Annotated in this window: 15 protein-coding genes; 3 read left to right on the plus strand and 12 right to left on the minus strand. The window is 66.8% G+C overall.

Annotation, left to right across the window (positions count from 1 at the left end; translation table 11 throughout):
* Positions 1-79: 79 nt before the first annotated feature.
* Entirely contained in the window at positions 80-2,191 is a 2,112-nt protein-coding gene (locus tag GIW57_RS20140; RefSeq protein WP_100462770.1) for a M13 family metallopeptidase, read from the plus strand.
* A 128-nt stretch (positions 2,192-2,319) separates the two neighbouring features.
* Here the strand turns inward: GIW57_RS20140 and GIW57_RS20145 are convergent, their stop codons facing one another.
* The gene (locus tag GIW57_RS20145; protein WP_236512503.1) at positions 2,320-3,495 is read right to left on the minus strand and encodes an MFS transporter; all 1,176 of its coding nucleotides are present in this window, start codon (positions 3,493-3,495) and stop codon (positions 2,320-2,322) included.
* Positions 3,492-4,706, minus strand: coding sequence for an MFS transporter (locus GIW57_RS20150; protein ID WP_236512505.1), 1,215 nt, complete (start codon positions 4,704-4,706; stop codon positions 3,492-3,494). The genes GIW57_RS20145 and GIW57_RS20150 overlap by 4 nt, the downstream gene beginning before the upstream one ends.
* Before the next feature lie 131 nt (positions 4,707-4,837).
* Here GIW57_RS20150 and GIW57_RS20155 point away from each other — a divergent pair, with 131 nt between their 5' ends.
* Positions 4,838-5,425: a TetR family transcriptional regulator gene (locus GIW57_RS20155; protein ID WP_100462767.1), complete on the plus strand. Its 588-nt coding sequence runs from the start codon at positions 4,838-4,840 to the stop codon at positions 5,423-5,425.
* A 150-nt stretch (positions 5,426-5,575) separates the two neighbouring features.
* On the opposite strand, the gene GIW57_RS20160 is transcribed toward GIW57_RS20155, so the two are convergent.
* Complete coding sequence (locus GIW57_RS20160; RefSeq protein ID WP_236512507.1) at positions 5,576-6,505, minus strand: oxygenase MpaB family protein; 930 nt, start codon at positions 6,503-6,505, stop codon at positions 5,576-5,578.
* A gap of 310 nt (positions 6,506-6,815) precedes the next feature.
* On the opposite strand from GIW57_RS20160, the gene GIW57_RS20165 reads away from it, so the two are divergent.
* Positions 6,816-7,430: a hypothetical protein gene (locus GIW57_RS20165; protein ID WP_033832034.1), complete on the plus strand. Its 615-nt coding sequence runs from the start codon at positions 6,816-6,818 to the stop codon at positions 7,428-7,430.
* Positions 7,431-7,469: 39 nt separating this feature from the next.
* On the opposite strand, the gene GIW57_RS20170 is transcribed toward GIW57_RS20165, so the two are convergent.
* The 9 genes from GIW57_RS20170 to GIW57_RS20210 all read right to left on the minus strand — a co-directional run bounded on the left by GIW57_RS20170 (position 7,470) and on the right by GIW57_RS20210 (position 14,843).
* Positions 7,470-7,814, minus strand: coding sequence for a hypothetical protein (locus GIW57_RS20170; protein ID WP_100462765.1), 345 nt, complete (start codon positions 7,812-7,814; stop codon positions 7,470-7,472).
* A gap of 32 nt (positions 7,815-7,846) precedes the next feature.
* Positions 7,847-8,617: a LytTR family DNA-binding domain-containing protein gene (locus tag GIW57_RS20175; RefSeq protein ID WP_236512509.1), complete on the minus strand. Its 771-nt coding sequence runs from the start codon at positions 8,615-8,617 to the stop codon at positions 7,847-7,849.
* A complete protein-coding gene (locus GIW57_RS20180) occupies positions 8,607-9,866 on the minus strand; it encodes a histidine kinase (RefSeq protein ID WP_100462763.1) in 1,260 nt (419 codons plus the stop codon). Before GIW57_RS20180 ends, GIW57_RS20175 begins: the two co-directional genes overlap by 11 nt.
* A gap of 161 nt (positions 9,867-10,027) precedes the next feature.
* The gene (locus tag GIW57_RS20185; RefSeq protein WP_236512511.1) at positions 10,028-11,677 is read right to left on the minus strand and encodes a M28 family metallopeptidase; all 1,650 of its coding nucleotides are present in this window, start codon (positions 11,675-11,677) and stop codon (positions 10,028-10,030) included.
* Between the two features lie 150 nt (positions 11,678-11,827).
* Positions 11,828-13,090, minus strand: coding sequence for a sigma-70 family RNA polymerase sigma factor (locus GIW57_RS20190; protein WP_236512512.1), 1,263 nt, complete (start codon positions 13,088-13,090; stop codon positions 11,828-11,830).
* Positions 13,091-13,135: 45 nt separating this feature from the next.
* Complete coding sequence (locus GIW57_RS20195; RefSeq protein ID WP_099821553.1) at positions 13,136-13,492, minus strand: DUF1428 domain-containing protein; 357 nt, start codon at positions 13,490-13,492, stop codon at positions 13,136-13,138.
* Between the two features lie 24 nt (positions 13,493-13,516).
* Positions 13,517-13,927, minus strand: coding sequence for a VOC family protein (locus GIW57_RS20200; protein WP_236512513.1), 411 nt, complete (start codon positions 13,925-13,927; stop codon positions 13,517-13,519).
* 43 nt (positions 13,928-13,970) lie between these two features.
* Positions 13,971-14,387 carry a VOC family protein gene (locus tag GIW57_RS20205; protein ID WP_236512514.1) on the minus strand — a complete coding sequence of 139 codons (417 nt, stop codon included), beginning with the start codon at positions 14,385-14,387 and terminating at the stop codon, positions 13,971-13,973.
* A gap of 39 nt (positions 14,388-14,426) precedes the next feature.
* The gene (locus GIW57_RS20210; protein ID WP_049454403.1) at positions 14,427-14,843 is read right to left on the minus strand and encodes a YciI family protein; all 417 of its coding nucleotides are present in this window, start codon (positions 14,841-14,843) and stop codon (positions 14,427-14,429) included.
* Positions 14,844-15,390: the final 547 nt, after the last annotated feature.

Genomic DNA, 15,390 nt, shown 5'->3' on the forward strand with positions numbered 1-15,390 from the left:
ACAGTGCTGGCCCTGACGGGCACGTCCAGCCGGCCCGCAGCGGATTAGACTTGGAGTTTTCCGCCGCAAGAAGAAGTCCATGTCCAAGCTGCGCCGCCCCACCCTGGCCCTGGCTATCGTTGCCAGCCTGTCCTTGGCCGCCTGCGACCGCCCGGCCGATCCGGCCGCCGGCACCGCCGCACCGGCCGAGGCGACACCCGCTGCTGCCAAGCCGATGCTGGGCAGCTTTGGTTTCGATGCCAGTGGCATGGACCGCAGCATCGCCGCCGGTGACGACTTCTTCGGCTTCGCCAACGGCAGCTGGGTGAAGAACACCGAGATCCCGGCGGACCGCTCGCGCTTCGGCAGCTTCAACGTCATCGCCGAAAAGACCCAGGCCGACACCCGGGCGATCCTGGAAGGCGCCGCCGGCAACGCCCAGGCCAGCGGCGAAGACAAGCTGATCGGCGACTACTACGCCGCTTACATGGATGAGGCAGGCATCGAGCAGCGCGGTCTGGCGCCGGTGCAGCCGCAGCTGAAGAACATCGATGCGATCGCCGACAAGGCCGGCCTGGCCCGCGCCCTGGGCGGCGACGTGCGCGCCGATGTCGACCTGCTCAATGCCACCAACTTCTACACCGACCGCCTGTTTGGCCTGTGGGTGTCGGTGGACCTGCTGCAGCCCGACCGCACCGCGCCGTACCTGGTGCAGGGCGGCCTGGGCATGCCGGACCGCGATTTCTACCTGGGGGGGGGCCGCATGGCCGAGCTGCGCAAGCAGTACCAGGCCTACATCGCGCAGGTGCTGCAGCTGGCCGGCGTGGCCGACCCGGCCGGCAAGGCGCAGCGCATCCTCGCCCTGGAAACGAAGATCGCGCAGGCGCATGCCACCCAGGAAGAAACCAATGACGTGACCAAGGGTGCCAACCCCTGGACCCAGGCCGACTTCAACGCCAAGGCCCCGGGCATGGACTGGGCCGCGTTCCTGGACGCAGCCGCACTCGGCAAGCAGCAGGACTTCATCGTGTGGCAGCCCAAGGCCGTGGCCGGCCTGTCCAAGCTGGTGGCCACCGAGCCGCTGGATGCCTGGAAGGACTACATGACCTTCCACGCGCTGGACCGCGCCGCCGCCTATCTGCCGAAGAAGTTCGCCGATGCGCGCTTCGCCTTCCACGGCACCGCGCTGAGCGGTACGCCGCAGCAGAGCGACCGCTGGAAGCGTGCGGTGGATGACGCCAACCATGCCGTCGGCGAGGCCATCGGCAAGCGCTATGTCGAAAAGCACTTCGATGCCAAGACCAAGGAACGTGCCGACGAGATGGCGAAGAACATCATCGCCGCCTTCGCCAAGCGCATCGACGCACTGGCCTGGATGTCACCGCAGACCAAGGCCAGCGCCAAGGCCAAGGTCGCCGGCCTGACCGTGGGCATGGGGTATCCGGACAAGTGGCGCGACTACAGCGGCCTGGAGATCCGCCGTGATGATCCGCTGGGCAATGCACAGCGCGCCGAACTGTTCGAGTACCAGCGCAACATCGCCAAGCTGGGCAAGCCGGTCGACCACAGCGAGTGGGCGATGCTGCCGCAGACCATCAATGCGATGAACGTGCCGCTGGAAAACCGCCTGGTGTTCCCGGCGGCGATCCTGCAGCCGCCGTTCTTCGACGGCGCCGCCGACGACGCGGTGAACTACGGTGCGATCGGTGCGGTGATCGGCCATGAGATCAGCCACGGCTTCGACAACGCGGGCGCGCTGTTTGACGACACCGGCAAGCTGCACAACTGGTGGACGGCCGAAGACCTCAAGCAGTTCAACGCGGCAGGCGATGCACTGGCCGCTCAGTTCAGCAGCTACGAACCGTTCGCCGGCGTGCACGTCAACGGCAAGCTGACCCTGGGCGAGAACATCGCCGACGTCGCCGGCCTGGGCACCGCCTACGACGCCTATCAGCTGTCGCTGCAGGGCAAGCCGGGCCAGACCCTGGAAGGCTTCACCCCGGACCAGCGCTTCTTCCTCGGCTTCGCCCAGGCTTGGCGCAGCAAGAGCCGCGAGCAGGCGCTGCGCAACTCGCTGCTGACCGATGTGCATGCACCGGGCCAGTTCCGAGCGCTGACGGTGCGCAACATCGACGCCTGGTACCCGGCGTTCGAAGTGAAGGAAGGCCAGAAGCTGTATCTGGCCCCGGACAAGCGGGTCAAGGTCTGGTGATGTAACGCGAACGGGCGCCGAAAGGCGCCCGTTTCGTTTGGATCGGTAGATGCCAACCTTGGTTGGCGCTTTTCCGCTGGTGGGTGCCAACCTTGGTGGGCACTTCGCCATCCACGCATGGCGTGGATCTATTGCCTGCGCATACCTGCCACGACCAACGTCGCCGTCGCCGCGAAACCGGCTGCCGCCCACAGATTGGCGTGCAACCCGAGGCCATCCAGCAGCAGTCCCCCACCCCACGCGCCCAGCGCGATGCCGATGTTGAACACGCCCACGTAAAGCGCCGTAGCGATCTCCACGGCTTTGGGGGCCGCCGTCATCATCCATGTCATCAACCCCACCGATACTCCGCCATAGGCCAGGCCCCACAACAGCAACACCACCACACCGCTGGCTGGCGTGCCGCCGATCCACAGTAACAACAGCGGTGTCAGCAGCAAGCCCAGCGCAATGGCCAGCAGCAACCCGCGCGGACGTCGCGCCGCCAGCAGGCCAACGATGAAGTTGCCGACGATGCCGGCCAGGCCATAGGCAAACAGCAGGCCTCCGATCCATGTCGCATCGATGTTTGCCAGCGTGGTCAGCAGCGGCCGCACATAGGTGAACGCGATGAAGTGCCCCGCCACCAGCAGCAGGGTCAGCAACAGCCCCTGCTGCAGGCCGCGGTTGCCCAGCTGCTGCACGAACTGGCGCGCGCGCACCGAGCCGTCCACCGGCAACGCCGGTACCACCCACAGGTGCAACAGCAGGACGGCTGCACTGAACGCAGCCATCACCACGAAGGCCCAACGCCATCCCAGCGCCTCGCCGATCAGCGCGCCCAGCGGCACGCCCAGCACCGAGGCCGCGGCTACGCCACCGAAGATGATCGAGGTGGCCAGGCCGATGCGCGCTGACGGCACCAGGCGCGCCGCCAGTCCGCCGGCGATGGCCCAGATGCCGCCCATGCAGAAGCCCACCAGCACGCGCGCGGCCAGCAGCCCTGCGATGCCTGGCGCCAGTGCCGAGGCGACGTTGGCCACCAGCAGCAGGCCGAGCAACGCGCACAGGATGCGGCGACGATCAATGCCACCGGCTGCAATCACCACCAGCGGTGCGAACAGCGCCGCCAGCAGTGCCGGCAACGAGATCATCAGACCGGCGGTGCCTACGGATGCGCCGAGGCTGTCGGCGATGGGGGTCAGCAGTCCGACCGGCAGCATTTCGGTGGTTACCACGGAGAAGGTGGCGAGGCCGACGGCGGAGATGGCCCACCACGGATGGCGGGGCACAGGCGCCGCGTGCGCGGGCGATGAAGTACTCACGGCACCATCCCTGCAGAGGAAGTGGACGAAGCAGAAGTGCGTAGCGCACCCTGCGCGAGCAGGGCGACCAGCAGCACGACACTGCCTGCCACCAACGCGACGACGAAGCCGCTGCGCACACCACCGGCATCGACGCTCTGCCCGGACAACGCAGCACCCAGTGCCACGCCGATGTTCAGGCCAGCCAGCAACCAGGTCATGCCTTCGGTGAGGCGCCATTCGGGCACGCGCTGTTCCACCAGCGACATCGCTACGATCATCGTCGGCGCGAAGGACAGCCCAGCCAGCAGCACCGCAGCGGCCAGTGCAGGCAGGGTGCCCACCGACAGCAGCGGCAATGTGGTCAACGCGGTGGCTCCTGCCCCCAGCAGCAACAGGCGCTGCAACGGCATCTGCAGCTTCAGCGCACCAAACAGAAGGCCTGCCACGCAGCTGCCAAGCGCATAGGCCGACAGCACTGCGCTGGCTGCCAGGGGCTGCCCTCGCTGTTCGGCAAAGGCCACGCTGGTGATGTCGACCGTGCCGACGATCACACCCATTGCCAGCATCAGCAATGCGAGCAGGCAGATCTCCGGTTGTCGCAGCAGGGAGCGCGACGGTGCGGCGCCCTCGGAGCTCTGCAGCGGTGGTTCGGTACCACGCTGCAGCACCAGCAAAGACACGCCGACGACCAGCAGCAGGGCGGCAGCCAGCACGCCGGCCTGCGGCCATACCGCCACCGACAGCCCGACCGACAACGGCGGCCCGGCGATGAAGGTGACCTCATCGAACACCGTCTCCAGCGAATAGGCCGTCTGCAGTTGCGGGCGGCCGCGGTGGATCGCGGTCCAGCGCGCGCGCACCATCGCCGACACGCTGGGCATGCAGCCGGCCAGCATCGCCGCAGCGAACAGGGTCCAGTCCGGTGCCCGCAGCACTGTACAGGCCAGCAGGAGCAACAGGCCTGTCGCGCTGGCCGCGGTGGCCCACGGCAGCACCCTGCCCTGCCCATGGCGGTCGACCCAGCGCGACACCTGCGGCGACAGCAATGCATAGGTGAGCACGAAGGTGGCCGACACCGCGCCGGCCAACGCATAACTGCCGCGCAGCTGCGACAGCAAGGTGATGATGCCGATGCCGGTCATCGGCAGGGGCAGGCGTGCCAGCAGCCCGGCCAGGGCAAGGCCGGTGGTGCCGGGGGCTGCGAACAGGTCGCGGTACGGGGTGGCCATCGAAATCTCCAGGGCAGACTTGTCTGGCGCACGCGGCGCCACGACAATACATACAGAGCGTATGAATAAGAGCCTACATTCATACGCTACGTATGTAAATAATCATGCACTTCGTATGTAAGGAGTTCCGGATGGTCCGTCGCACCCGCGCCGAGATGGAAGAAACCCGCGCCAAGCTGCTGGCTACTGCCCGCCGCGTGTTCAGCGAACAAGGCTATGCCGCCACCTCGATGGACGACCTGACAGCCCAGGCTGGGCTGACCCGCGGTGCGCTGTATCACCACTTCGGCGACAAGAAGGGGCTGCTGGCGGCGGTAGTCGCCCAGCTCGACGCCGAGACAGATGCGCGCCTGCAGGCGATCAGCGATGGTGCGGCCGATACCTGGGACGGCTTCGCGCGGCGCTGTGGTGCCTACCTGGAGATGGCGCTGGAACCGGAGATCCAGCGCATCGTGCTGCGCGACGCTCGTGCGGTGCTCGGTGGTGCATCACCGGAATCGCAGCGGCACTGCGTGCACTCGATGCAGCGATTGATCGAACAGCTGATCGCGCAGAGCGTGGTGGCGCCGGTGGATGCGCAGGCGCTGGCTTCGCTGATCTACGGCAGCCTGGCCGAAGCAGCGTTCTGGATCGCGGAAGGTGAAGATGGCGATGCGCGCCTTCGCCAAGCAACGGCGGCACTGGGGATGCTGTTGCGTGGGCTGAAGTCGACCGGGTAAGGCCTATCCACGCATGGCGTGGATCTACCGTGTGCCATCCACGCATGGCGTGGATGCGCCATGTCATCGGCGCATGGTGCCGGCGTGCAGTAGATCCACGCCATGCGTGGATGCGGCGCCGCGCAGCGGCGCGCCGACCAAGGTCGGCGCCTACCGGGGCAATGCTGGCCACTCGCGCAAGACGTCCACCGGCACACCCACCCGTGCGCAGGCGCGTGTCGCCAGGCCATCGGGCAGCGCGCGGCGGAACAGCGGCGCCATGCCCTGCATCAGCTTGGCCGAGGCTGCGGCCTGCGCACGTTGGCGCGTGCTGCGCTCGAGCATGCCCTCGGCCCAGTCCGGCAGCAGCGCGGCACCGGCACCGAGGAAGATTTCGCGTGACAGGCCGGGCACCGGCACCGGCAGGCGCACGCCGGACAACACCTGCAGCACTTCGCGCGAGCGTTCGTCCACCTCCAGCTCCGGCTGCCGCGCGCAGAAGTACGCATCCACTTCCGCCGCACTGCGCGGCACGTCCACCGCGCCCAGCGCTTCGGCCACGCAGCGGTACTCGTCGTAGTAGCGGTCGGCGATCGCGGCAGGCACCTCACGCCCGTAGCGGCGATAGCCCTGCAGGAAGCCGTAGGCCTCGGTCACATGCACCCACGTCAGCAGGTGCGGATCATCAGCGGCATATGGCTCGCCCTGCGCGGTATGGCCGCGGATCTGCGCGTGGATGCGCCGCACCTTGGCCACCAGCGCTTCCACCTCGCCTGTCGGTGCGTAGCTGGTGCCGGCCACGAAGGCGGTGGTGCGGCGCAGGCGACCGACCAGGTCCTGGCGGAAATTGGAATGATCGTAGACACCGGCCAGCGCGCGCGGGTGCAGGGTCTGCAGCATCAGCGCGCATAGTCCGCCGGCCAGCATCGAGGGCAGTTCGGCGTGCATCCGCCAAGTCACGCTGTCCGGCCCGAACCAGCCCGGATCGCCCAGCGGGTGGTCGTAGTCGATGCCGCTCTGGCCACGCGGAAACGCATCCAGTACCCAGCGTCGGATCGGGGCGGTGACGGGGCGGGAAAGACGGTGCAGCAACGGCGGCATCACGGGTCCAGATCGGCGGAGGGACGGACCGCGTCCTGCGCGGTCCACCCCGATTCTGGGCGATCACGACAGGCACGGCGAGCCCGGCCGCTCAGCATCGGTTTCATGTGCGCGCGCAGCACGTTTCACCCTGCGACATCTTGTCGCAGGCCGCGCGAGCAATGTTGCGCCGCACCAATATTCACCTGTTCAGACAGAACCCTTGTGCCGCGTGGCCTTGAGGCCATTGCACCGCTCGCTGGAAGTGCTAGAACTGAACCCGCCACACCGTCCACTGCAGATCGCCGCACGTTCCACCAAGGAGCCAGCCATGATTGCTTTGTTCAAGGGTTTGGGATTACTGCTTCGCGACAACGAGCTCTACAGCAGCCCGTTCGAAAAACAGGTCGCGCACTGGCGCACCCTCAGCGAACAGCAGATCCGCGATGAAGTGGCGGTGCTGGCCCAGGCCAAGTGCCAGTGGCTGATCACTTCGATCGTCGGATGGCAGGCGGCCTCGCTGCTGATCCTCGGCCTGATCACCAACTACCTGTGGCGCGACGATTACCACATCACCTTCACCCGCGTGGTCGTGGTGTTCGGCTCGTGGATCTCGATCCTGTTCGTGATCTGGTTCATGGCCAACATGTTCGACCGCACCGCCGGCTTCGAGCGCTGGATGAAGGCCTTCAACAGCCGCGCCCGCATCACCTCCAAGGCCGACAGCGTCGAGCACGTGGCTGAAGCGCTGGACCTGGCTGAACACTATCCGGAAGTGCTGGACTACAAGCAGGCGGTCACCGCCAAGCGCGAACTGCGCCACGAGGACATCCGCATCATGACCGAGATCGGGCGCATGAAGCAGCACTCCGAACTGGTGGGTCGCCTGAATCATGTCGGTGAAACCGAACACCATCACGACATGACGCTGCAGCCGGCTTACTGAGCCGAACGCAATCCGGGGGGAGCCACAATGCCACCGTGCTCAGTCACGGTGGCATTGTTCTTTCTGCACGTCGCTGACGCACTGGCGGAAGTCCTTCGGCAGGCCACTGACCTGCTCGGTCTTGCCTACGGCCACCGCGAAATGGCGCAGCGGTGGCGTCGCACAGGCGGCGTCGGTGCTGCAACCCGGGGCCAGCACCAGGTAATGGCATTGCCCACTGCTGCTGGCGATGCATTCAAAACGCGCCACGCCATCGACCACCGTGCTCTTGCTGTACAGCGTGTCCACGCCATTGGCATTGGTGCGGGTAATCGACGTGTTGCTGGATTTTTCGCAGCCGGCGATGGCCAGCACAGCGGCACCTACAAGCAGGATACGGCGCATGTTCGTTCCTCGGTGGACGGCAAAGGCCGCGGCTACATGCCGCGGAACAGGCTCATGAATGGCTGGCTGACCACCAGCGTTTCCGCGCGCTGGCGCAGGCGCAGCACACCGCGGCCGGTGTCATCGCGGCTGACCGCTGCGACGGCCTTCATGTTGACGATGGTGGAGCGGTGCACCTGGCGGAAGTGCTGCGGATCGAGCACTTCCAGCAGTTCGCGCAGCGGTGTGCGCAGCAGGCTTTCGCCGGCAGCGGTGACCACGGTGGTGTATTTGTTGTCAGCGCGGAAATAGATCACGTCGTCGAGCATGATCAGCTGCGTATCGCGACCGTTGCTGGCGGTGATCCAGGCCAGCGGCGGCCGATCGTTGGCGACCGGGCCTGCACCCAAGCGCTGCAGCAGGCGCTCCAGCACCGCATCGTCCTGGCGCGTGGATGGCAGCCGCGAAAGAATGCGGTCGCGCGTGGCCAGCAGCCGCTCGTCGCTGACTGGCTTGAGCAGGTAATCCATCGCGCCCTGCTCGAAGGCATCGATGGCGTACTGGTCGTAGGCGGTAACGAACACCACCTGGGTACGCGGGCTCAGCTCGGCCAATGACCGCGCCACTTCGATGCCGCTGATGCCGGGCATGCGGATGTCGAGGAAGGCGATGTCCGGCTGCTTCTCGGCCAGCTGTTCCAGCGCACTGGCACCGTCCTCGCATTCGGCCACCAGCTTCAGCTCCGGCCACAGGCGCCCGAGTTGCTCGACCAGCGAGTGCCGCAGCAGCTCCTCGTCTTCGGCGATCAACGCTTCAAGCGGCATGGCGGGGTTCCTTGGCCGACTGCGGCAGGGTCATGGTGGCGGCTACACCGCTGGGGAAATTGGCCACGATCGCCACCCCGGCCTGCTCACCGCAGGTCAGGCGCAGGCGCTCGCGCAGGTTCTTCAGGCCGATGCCGGTACCGCTGGTGCCCTGGCCGAAGCCGAGCCCATCGTCGGCGACGGTCACGGTGACGTGGTCATCGAAACCACGGGCGAGGATCCAGACCGTACCGCCACCGGGCTTGGGCTCCAGGCCGTGCTTGATCGCATTCTCGACCAGGGTCTGCAGCGCCATCGCTGGCAGCTTCACGTCGTGCAGCTCGGTAGGCACCTGCACTTCCACCGCCAGCCGTGCCCCCATGCGGATGCGCAGGATTTCCAGGTAGGCGCGGGTGCGTTCCAGCTCCACGCCCAGCGTGGACACCGACTCATCCACCTGCGGCAGCGAACTGCGCAGGTACTGGATCAGGTGACCCAGCATCTGGTCAGCGCGCGCGGGGTCGGTGCGGGTCAGCACCTGTGCGTTGGCCAGCGAGTTGTACAGGAAGTGCGGCTCGACCTGCGCGTGCAGCAGGTTCAAGCGCGCGACCGACAGTTCCTTTTCCACCTGGGTCTGTTCGGCGGCCGCCTGCTCGTCGCGGCGCTGGTCGGCCACGCGGCGGCTGATCGCACGTGTCACCGCTTCGGCGTTCTCGTAGTTGCTGCCTTCATCCAGTGCCAGCAGATCGGCCCACCAGCCGGCGTCCGGTTCGAACAGCAGGGTGACGGTGCTGGTGCCCTGCCCCGGCGTTACCGTGGCCAGCACACTGTTGCGCTTGATCGCCAGCCGCGCCGGCAGGTTCCAACGCGATGGTTGCCGGCCGTTCCACAGGTCGACGCGCCGCACATAGGCACGCACCTGCAGGCTGCCGGCAGAACTCTCCACCTCTTCCACCCGTGGCAGTTCGCCGACGGCCGCCTCGACCACTGCAAAGGCCTGGCCTGCATCCATCGGCAGTTCGATCTGCCGGCGCTGGCGGCCGGACAGCGTGGCGCCATCGAGGCGACCGGCCACCAGCCAGACCCGGCGCACATGGGTGATCGCGCTGCCCAGCGCGGAGATCATCAGGAACATCACCAGCAGCCCGAACACCCAGCCCGGGCCATCGCGCATGCCGCTGAAGATGCCGCTCCAGACCATGCCGGCAACGAACAGCGCCGCGGCCCAGGCCAACAGGTGACGGATGATGAGGGAGAAGCTGGCGATCACGGCGGCGCCTTGGTGGAAGGGGTGAGCCGAGCATAGAGCGGCCCTTCGGGCAAACAAGCGGTGTGCGACGAAGGGCCGGAAAGCGGCGATGGAAGCCCTTACGGAAACGCCGGGCATGGCCCGGCGCTACCAGGTGTGGCGGGGCGGCGCCCCGCCTTCCCTTATTTGCGCTGGTCGGCGCTGGCGTCACGCACGGCGCGGAACGCCTCGTCCTTGCTCCAGTTCGGCCAACTGCGCGAATTGGCCAGCTGGTTGCCCAGCGTGTACAGCACTTCCAGATCGCGGGCGGCGCCGGCGAACACCCAGTCCGGCTGCCACTCGTCGCCCTGCTGGTGGTACCGCTTGGCGGTGTAGTCCTCGGACGCCTTCTTGCCCGCCGCGACGCCACCGTCCACCCAGTCCTGCCCTGCCGACCAGGACAGCGCCGGCACGCCACGCTTGGCGAACGGGAAGTGATCGGAACGGAAGAACAGGCCGGCCTCCGGCTTCGGGTCCGGCGTGTAGCGGATGTCCCAGCCCTTGGCCACGTCCTTCAACTGGTCCAGCAGCTCGAAGCGCGCCGCGCCGTAGATGCCGAAATCGCGCGACGGACCGAACGGCGCCATGCCGTCCATGTTGATCATCGCCACGGTCTTTTCCAGCGGATACAGCGGATGCGTTGCGTAGTATTCCGAACCCAGCAGACCCTTCTCCTCGGCCGTCACCGCCAGGAACACGACCGAACGCTGCGGGCGCGGTGCCTTGGCGAAGCCGCGCGCCAGTTCGATCAGCGAGGCGGTGCCACTGGCGTTGTCCAGCGCGCCGTTGAAGATGCGGTCGCCGCGTGCATCCGGTTCGCCCACGCCGATGTGGTCCCAGTGCGCGCTGTAGATGATGGTCTCGTCCGCATGCGTGCTGCCTTCCAGGCGCGCGGCCACGTTATGCGAGGTGATCACTTCGGTCTTCACCGCGTACTTCGCGTCCAGGCTGGCGCCGGTCAGCGTTACCGGCGTGAAGTCGCGCTGCTGCGCCTTCTTCTTCAATGCTTCGAAATCCTGCCCGGCCGAGCGGAACAGTTCCACTGCCAGGTCGCGCTGGATCCAGCCTTCCAGCAGCGGGTGGCTGTCGGCCGGGTTGTCGCGCACCACGTCGAACATGGTGTTGGTGTTGGAACCGGCCACCGTAGCCCAGCCATACGAGGCCGGTGCGGTCTCATGCACGATCAGCACGCCGAGTGCGCCCTGGCGTGCGCCTTCTTCGTACTTGTACGGCCAACGGCCATACCAGGTCATGCCCTTGCCGTCGAAATCGCCCTTGCCGGTCTCGAAGTCCGGGTCGTTGATCAGCACGACGGCGATCTTGCCCTTCAGGTCCACGCCCTTGAAGTCGTCCCAGTTGCGCTCCGGCGCCTTTACGCCATAGCCGAGGAACACCAGCGGTGCCTTGCTGATATCCACGTTGGTGGCGCCGTTCATGGCTGCACGCACGGCAATCTGCTTGCCCTGCTCCAGCGTGATGGTCTTGCTGCCCTGCTGCAGCGACAGCTGCGGGCTGCCGACAATGTCGCCCTTGCGCAGCGGCACGGCCTGGGTCCACAGACGCTTGCCGTCCTTCAGGTCACCACCGGGCTGCAGGCCGGCATCGGCGAACTGCTTGCTGAGGAAGGCGATGGTCTTTTCTTCGCCAGCGGTAGCCGGCGAGCGGCCTTCATAGGCGTCGGAGGCCAGTTCCTTGACGTCGGCGGAGATCCGCGCGCCATCGAATTTCGGGGTGGCCGCCATCAGTGCGCTCGACACCGACAGGGCCAGCACGCCCAGTACTACTCGCTTCATTGCTCTCTCCAGCAGGGAAATCGTTCTGGAGTGTAAGGGGTTCGGCCGCACGGCGTCCGGCACCCGCAGAGGCAGCGCAACCACCGCCACAACGCCCGGAGGCAGAACGCCTGCAGGTTCGCAGCCCCCCATGTGCTGGATCAAATCGCTTCAATTCCTCGAGGGCAGGCCGGCCCGCCGCCGCAGCAGGGTCCGCTCTGCCTGGTTCTGGCTCAGGCTCGCCGCCGAGGCAAATGCCTCACGGGCGTCCTGCTCCCGCCCCAGCTGCTGCAGCAGTTCGCCGCGCACCACCATCAGCGGTGCGTAGCCCTGCAGTCGTGGCTCGTCCAGCAAGGGCTGCAACAGTGCCCACGCAGCGAATGCGCCTTCGCTGCGCGACACAGCCACCACCCGGTTCAACGCCACCACCGGCGACGGCATCACCTCCAGCAATTGCGCATACAGTGCGGCGATCCGCGCCCAGTCGGTGTCCTCGGCGCGACGCGCGCTGGCATGGCAGAAAGCGATCCGCGCCTGCAGCACGTAGGGGTCATCAGCGCCCCCCGCCGACACCGCGCGCGCCAATGCCTGCTTGCCACGCTCGATCTGCAGCCAATCCCACTGCGCCCGGTTCTGCTGGTCCAGCAGGATCGGCCCGCCCTGCGCATCCACCCGTGCCGCCGCGCGCGAGGCCTGCAGCTCCATCAGCGCCAACAGGCCCAGCACCGGCGGCGCCGGCATCCGATGGGCCAGAATGCGCGCCAGCCGCAGCGCCTCGGCGCACAGTGCCGGTCGCATCCAGTCGTCGCCTGCACTGGCCGCATACCCTTCGTTGAATACCAGGTAGATCGCCTCCAGCACCGAGTCGAGCCGCGCCGGCAGTGCATCGGCACGGGGTACTTCGTAGGGCACCTGCTTCTGCGCCAACGTGCGCTTGGCCCGCACGATGCGCTGGGCGATGGTCGGCTCCGGCTGCAGGAAAGCGCGTGCGATCTCGATCGTGGTCAGCCCGCCCAGCAGGCGCAGGGTCAGCGCTACCCGTGCGTCCGCAGGCAAGACCGGATGGCAGGCCACGAACATCAGCCGCAGCAGGTCATCGCCGATGTCGTCTTCTAGGACCTGGCTGTCGTCGGGCGCGGGCAATGCGGCCGGATGCAGCTCCTCTCCCCATTGCGCGTGCTGCTGCGCCACCCGCTGGTGCTGGCGCAGCACATCGATGGCACGGTTGCGCGCGGTGGTCATCAGCCAGGCTCCGGGATTGTCCGGGATACCCTGCACCGGCCAACGCTCCAGCGCGGCCAGCCAGGTGTCCTGGGCCAACTCTTCGGCACGACCGACATCACCGCCGAGCAGCCGCGCCAGGCGCGCGATCAACACTGGCGATTCCATCCGCCAGAGGGTGTCCAGGCGCTGGCTCAGGGCGGGCTCGTGCATGCAGCGATCACAGCATGCGGGCCCGGCCTGCACAAGCACCGGCGTTCACGCGTCCACGATCGGCTTGAAGCCGCCCCAGAACATGCGCTTGGTATCGAACGGCATGTCCTTGGGGCCGATATGCGCCAGCCGCGGGTCGGCCATCACCTTCTTGTTGATGCGATCACGCGCCGCGCGCGTGCGGAACACCACGAAGGCCACGATCACCGTTTCGCCCGGCTTGAGCTTCACCGCCTGCGGGAACGACGTCGATTTTCCGGGCTGTACGTCATCGGCCACGCATTCCATGTACTGCAGCGCGCCATGATCCTTCCACACCGCGCCGGCCTGGCGGGCAAGGCGGCGATAGGCCGCCACCTTGTCCTGCGGGCACGGCAGAACGTAAGCATCCACGTAAGCCATGGGGATTCTCCCTGCGGCGGCCGGTCAGCCCGGCTCGCCGTCCATGTGTGCGATTTCCCAGAGATGCCCATCCAGGTCCTGGAAGCCGCGCTGGTACATGAAGCCGTAGTCGCGCGCCGGCTGCGGTTCGCTGGCACCGGCGGCCAACGCCTTGTCCACCATGGTGTCCACCGCCGTGCGGCTGGCGGCCGACAGGCAGGTGATCACTTCGGTATGCGTGTGCGCATCGGCGATGCCCTTGGCGGTGAACTGCTGGAAGAACGGCTTGACCAGCAGCATCACGAAGATGCTCTCGCTGACCACCATGCAGGCGGCGTTCTCATCGGTGAACGCCGGGTTGAAGCTGTAGCCCAGCGCGGCGAAGAACGTCTTGGCTTTTTCCAGATCCTGCACGGGCAGGTTGACGAAGATCATCTGCGGCTGCGGTGTACTCATCGGTGCGGTTCCTTGCGATGGATGGAGAGAAGGAAAATCAGGGCTACTTCATGCAGTTGACCATCCACGGCTTGCCGTAGCGGTCGATCAACATGCCCCAGCGGTGGGCCCAGAAGGTTTCGGCGATCGGCATCTGCACCTGGCCACCCTCTGCCAGCGCCGCGAACACGCGCTCGGCTTCTTCGATGCTGTCCACGTCGACGTTGATGGTGGTCGAACCACCCTCGCCGCCGCCGGGGCCATCGGCCGCCATCACGATCGCGCTGCCGATCTCCAACTGGCTGTGGGCCACATGGTCGAGGGTGTCGGCCGGCATCTCATTGCAGCCCGGCGAGCCGTCGGACGGCGGCATGTCGCGGTACTTCATTTCCGACGTGACCTGGCCGCCGAGTGCCTTGGCATAGAACGCCATTGCATCGTGGGCCTGGCCGCTGAAGCCGAGGAAGGGAATCAGTTTCATGGCAATGCTCCGTCGATTGGGATGAATGCGCGGCCGTGCTCAGGCACGGTCGAGCTGCTCACGCAGACGCTGTTCCTGCTGCTGTAATTCAGGGGTGAAGGCTGCGCCGAAGTCTTCGGCAGAGATCAACGGGCGCAGTTCCAGCGCACCGCCCGCACTGAAAGGCGCGCGACTGGCCCATTCGGTGGCCTCATCCAGCGAGCGCACCTCCCACAGCCAGAACCCGGCGATCTGCTCGCCGGCCGGGCCGAACGGGCCGGTCTCGATCCGCGGCGCGCCACTGCCGAAATGAATGCGGCGGCCGCGCTGGGTGGCATGCAGGCCTTCCCCGGCGAGCATGATGCCGGCGGCCACCAGTTGTTCGTTGTAGGCGCCCATGGCGGCCAGTTCCTGTTCGCTGGGCATGCGCCCGGCTTCGGAATCGGCGTTGGCTTTGACGATCACCATCACTTTCATTGCGGTCTCCGCTGGGCTGCGGGTGCGTGCCCTTCCCTCTTACAACGAACGAGGGGCGCGAGGATCGACAGCCTCCGGGAGATTATTTTTATCGCGGAGAGCGCGCCTTCGGCGGGGATCAGCGAACGGCGGGGCCCCTCCGTGGTGGGGTGGGTCGTGAAGAGCTGCATCTCTGCGGGTTGGCCGGGCGGGTAGGCTGCGCAGGGGACGCCGTGAATACATCCCTGTAGGCTCGGGCGCGCCATCCATGGCGCTTACGCCCCTGCGCAACCCACCCGCCCGGCCACGGACAGGTTCCTGCCTCCGATCCACCACGGGAAGATCAAGAAAAAAGGCAGAAGCAAGAGCAAGAGCAAGAGCAACAGCGAAAGCAGTCGGCTGGCTGCCTTGGCTTTGCGAGCGAAGCGACCCGCTTTTGCTCTTGCTTGTGATTTCCCGTGGTGGACGCCGCAGGAAACTGTCCAAGGCCGGGTGGGTAGGCGGGGCGGGGGTGTCCGCGGCATGGATGCCGCGGCCAAGCCCCCAGGGATGGGTTCACGGCGTCCCC

It is taken from the genome of Stenotrophomonas sp. PA-6-5C (assembly GCF_021605635.1).
GTDB lineage: Bacteria > Pseudomonadota > Gammaproteobacteria > Xanthomonadales > Xanthomonadaceae > Stenotrophomonas > Stenotrophomonas lactitubi.

Bases quoted from the DNA above. Each gene is read 5' to 3' on its own strand.
- GIW57_RS20140 (WP_100462770.1), top strand. From the start codon at position 80: ATGTCCAAGCTGCGCCGCCCCACCCTGGCCCTGGCTATCGTTGCCAGC.
- GIW57_RS20150 (WP_236512505.1), bottom strand. From the start codon at position 4,706: ATGGCCACCCCGTACCGCGACCTGTTCGCAGCCCCCGGCACCACCGGC.
- GIW57_RS20155 (WP_100462767.1), top strand. From the start codon at position 4,838: ATGGTCCGTCGCACCCGCGCCGAGATGGAAGAAACCCGCGCCAAGCTG.
- GIW57_RS20160 (WP_236512507.1), bottom strand. From the start codon at position 6,505: ATGCCGCCGTTGCTGCACCGTCTTTCCCGCCCCGTCACCGCCCCGATC.
- GIW57_RS20165 (WP_033832034.1), top strand. From the start codon at position 6,816: ATGATTGCTTTGTTCAAGGGTTTGGGATTACTGCTTCGCGACAACGAG.
- GIW57_RS20170 (WP_100462765.1), bottom strand. From the start codon at position 7,814: ATGCGCCGTATCCTGCTTGTAGGTGCCGCTGTGCTGGCCATCGCCGGC.
- GIW57_RS20175 (WP_236512509.1), bottom strand. From the start codon at position 8,617: ATGCCGCTTGAAGCGTTGATCGCCGAAGACGAGGAGCTGCTGCGGCAC.
- GIW57_RS20185 (WP_236512511.1), bottom strand. From the start codon at position 11,677: ATGAAGCGAGTAGTACTGGGCGTGCTGGCCCTGTCGGTGTCGAGCGCA.
- GIW57_RS20190 (WP_236512512.1), bottom strand. From the start codon at position 13,090: ATGCACGAGCCCGCCCTGAGCCAGCGCCTGGACACCCTCTGGCGGATG.
- GIW57_RS20195 (WP_099821553.1), bottom strand. From the start codon at position 13,492: ATGGCTTACGTGGATGCTTACGTTCTGCCGTGCCCGCAGGACAAGGTG.
- GIW57_RS20200 (WP_236512513.1), bottom strand. From the start codon at position 13,927: ATGAGTACACCGCAGCCGCAGATGATCTTCGTCAACCTGCCCGTGCAG.
- GIW57_RS20205 (WP_236512514.1), bottom strand. From the start codon at position 14,387: ATGAAACTGATTCCCTTCCTCGGCTTCAGCGGCCAGGCCCACGATGCA.
- GIW57_RS20210 (WP_049454403.1), bottom strand. From the start codon at position 14,843: ATGAAAGTGATGGTGATCGTCAAAGCCAACGCCGATTCCGAAGCCGGG.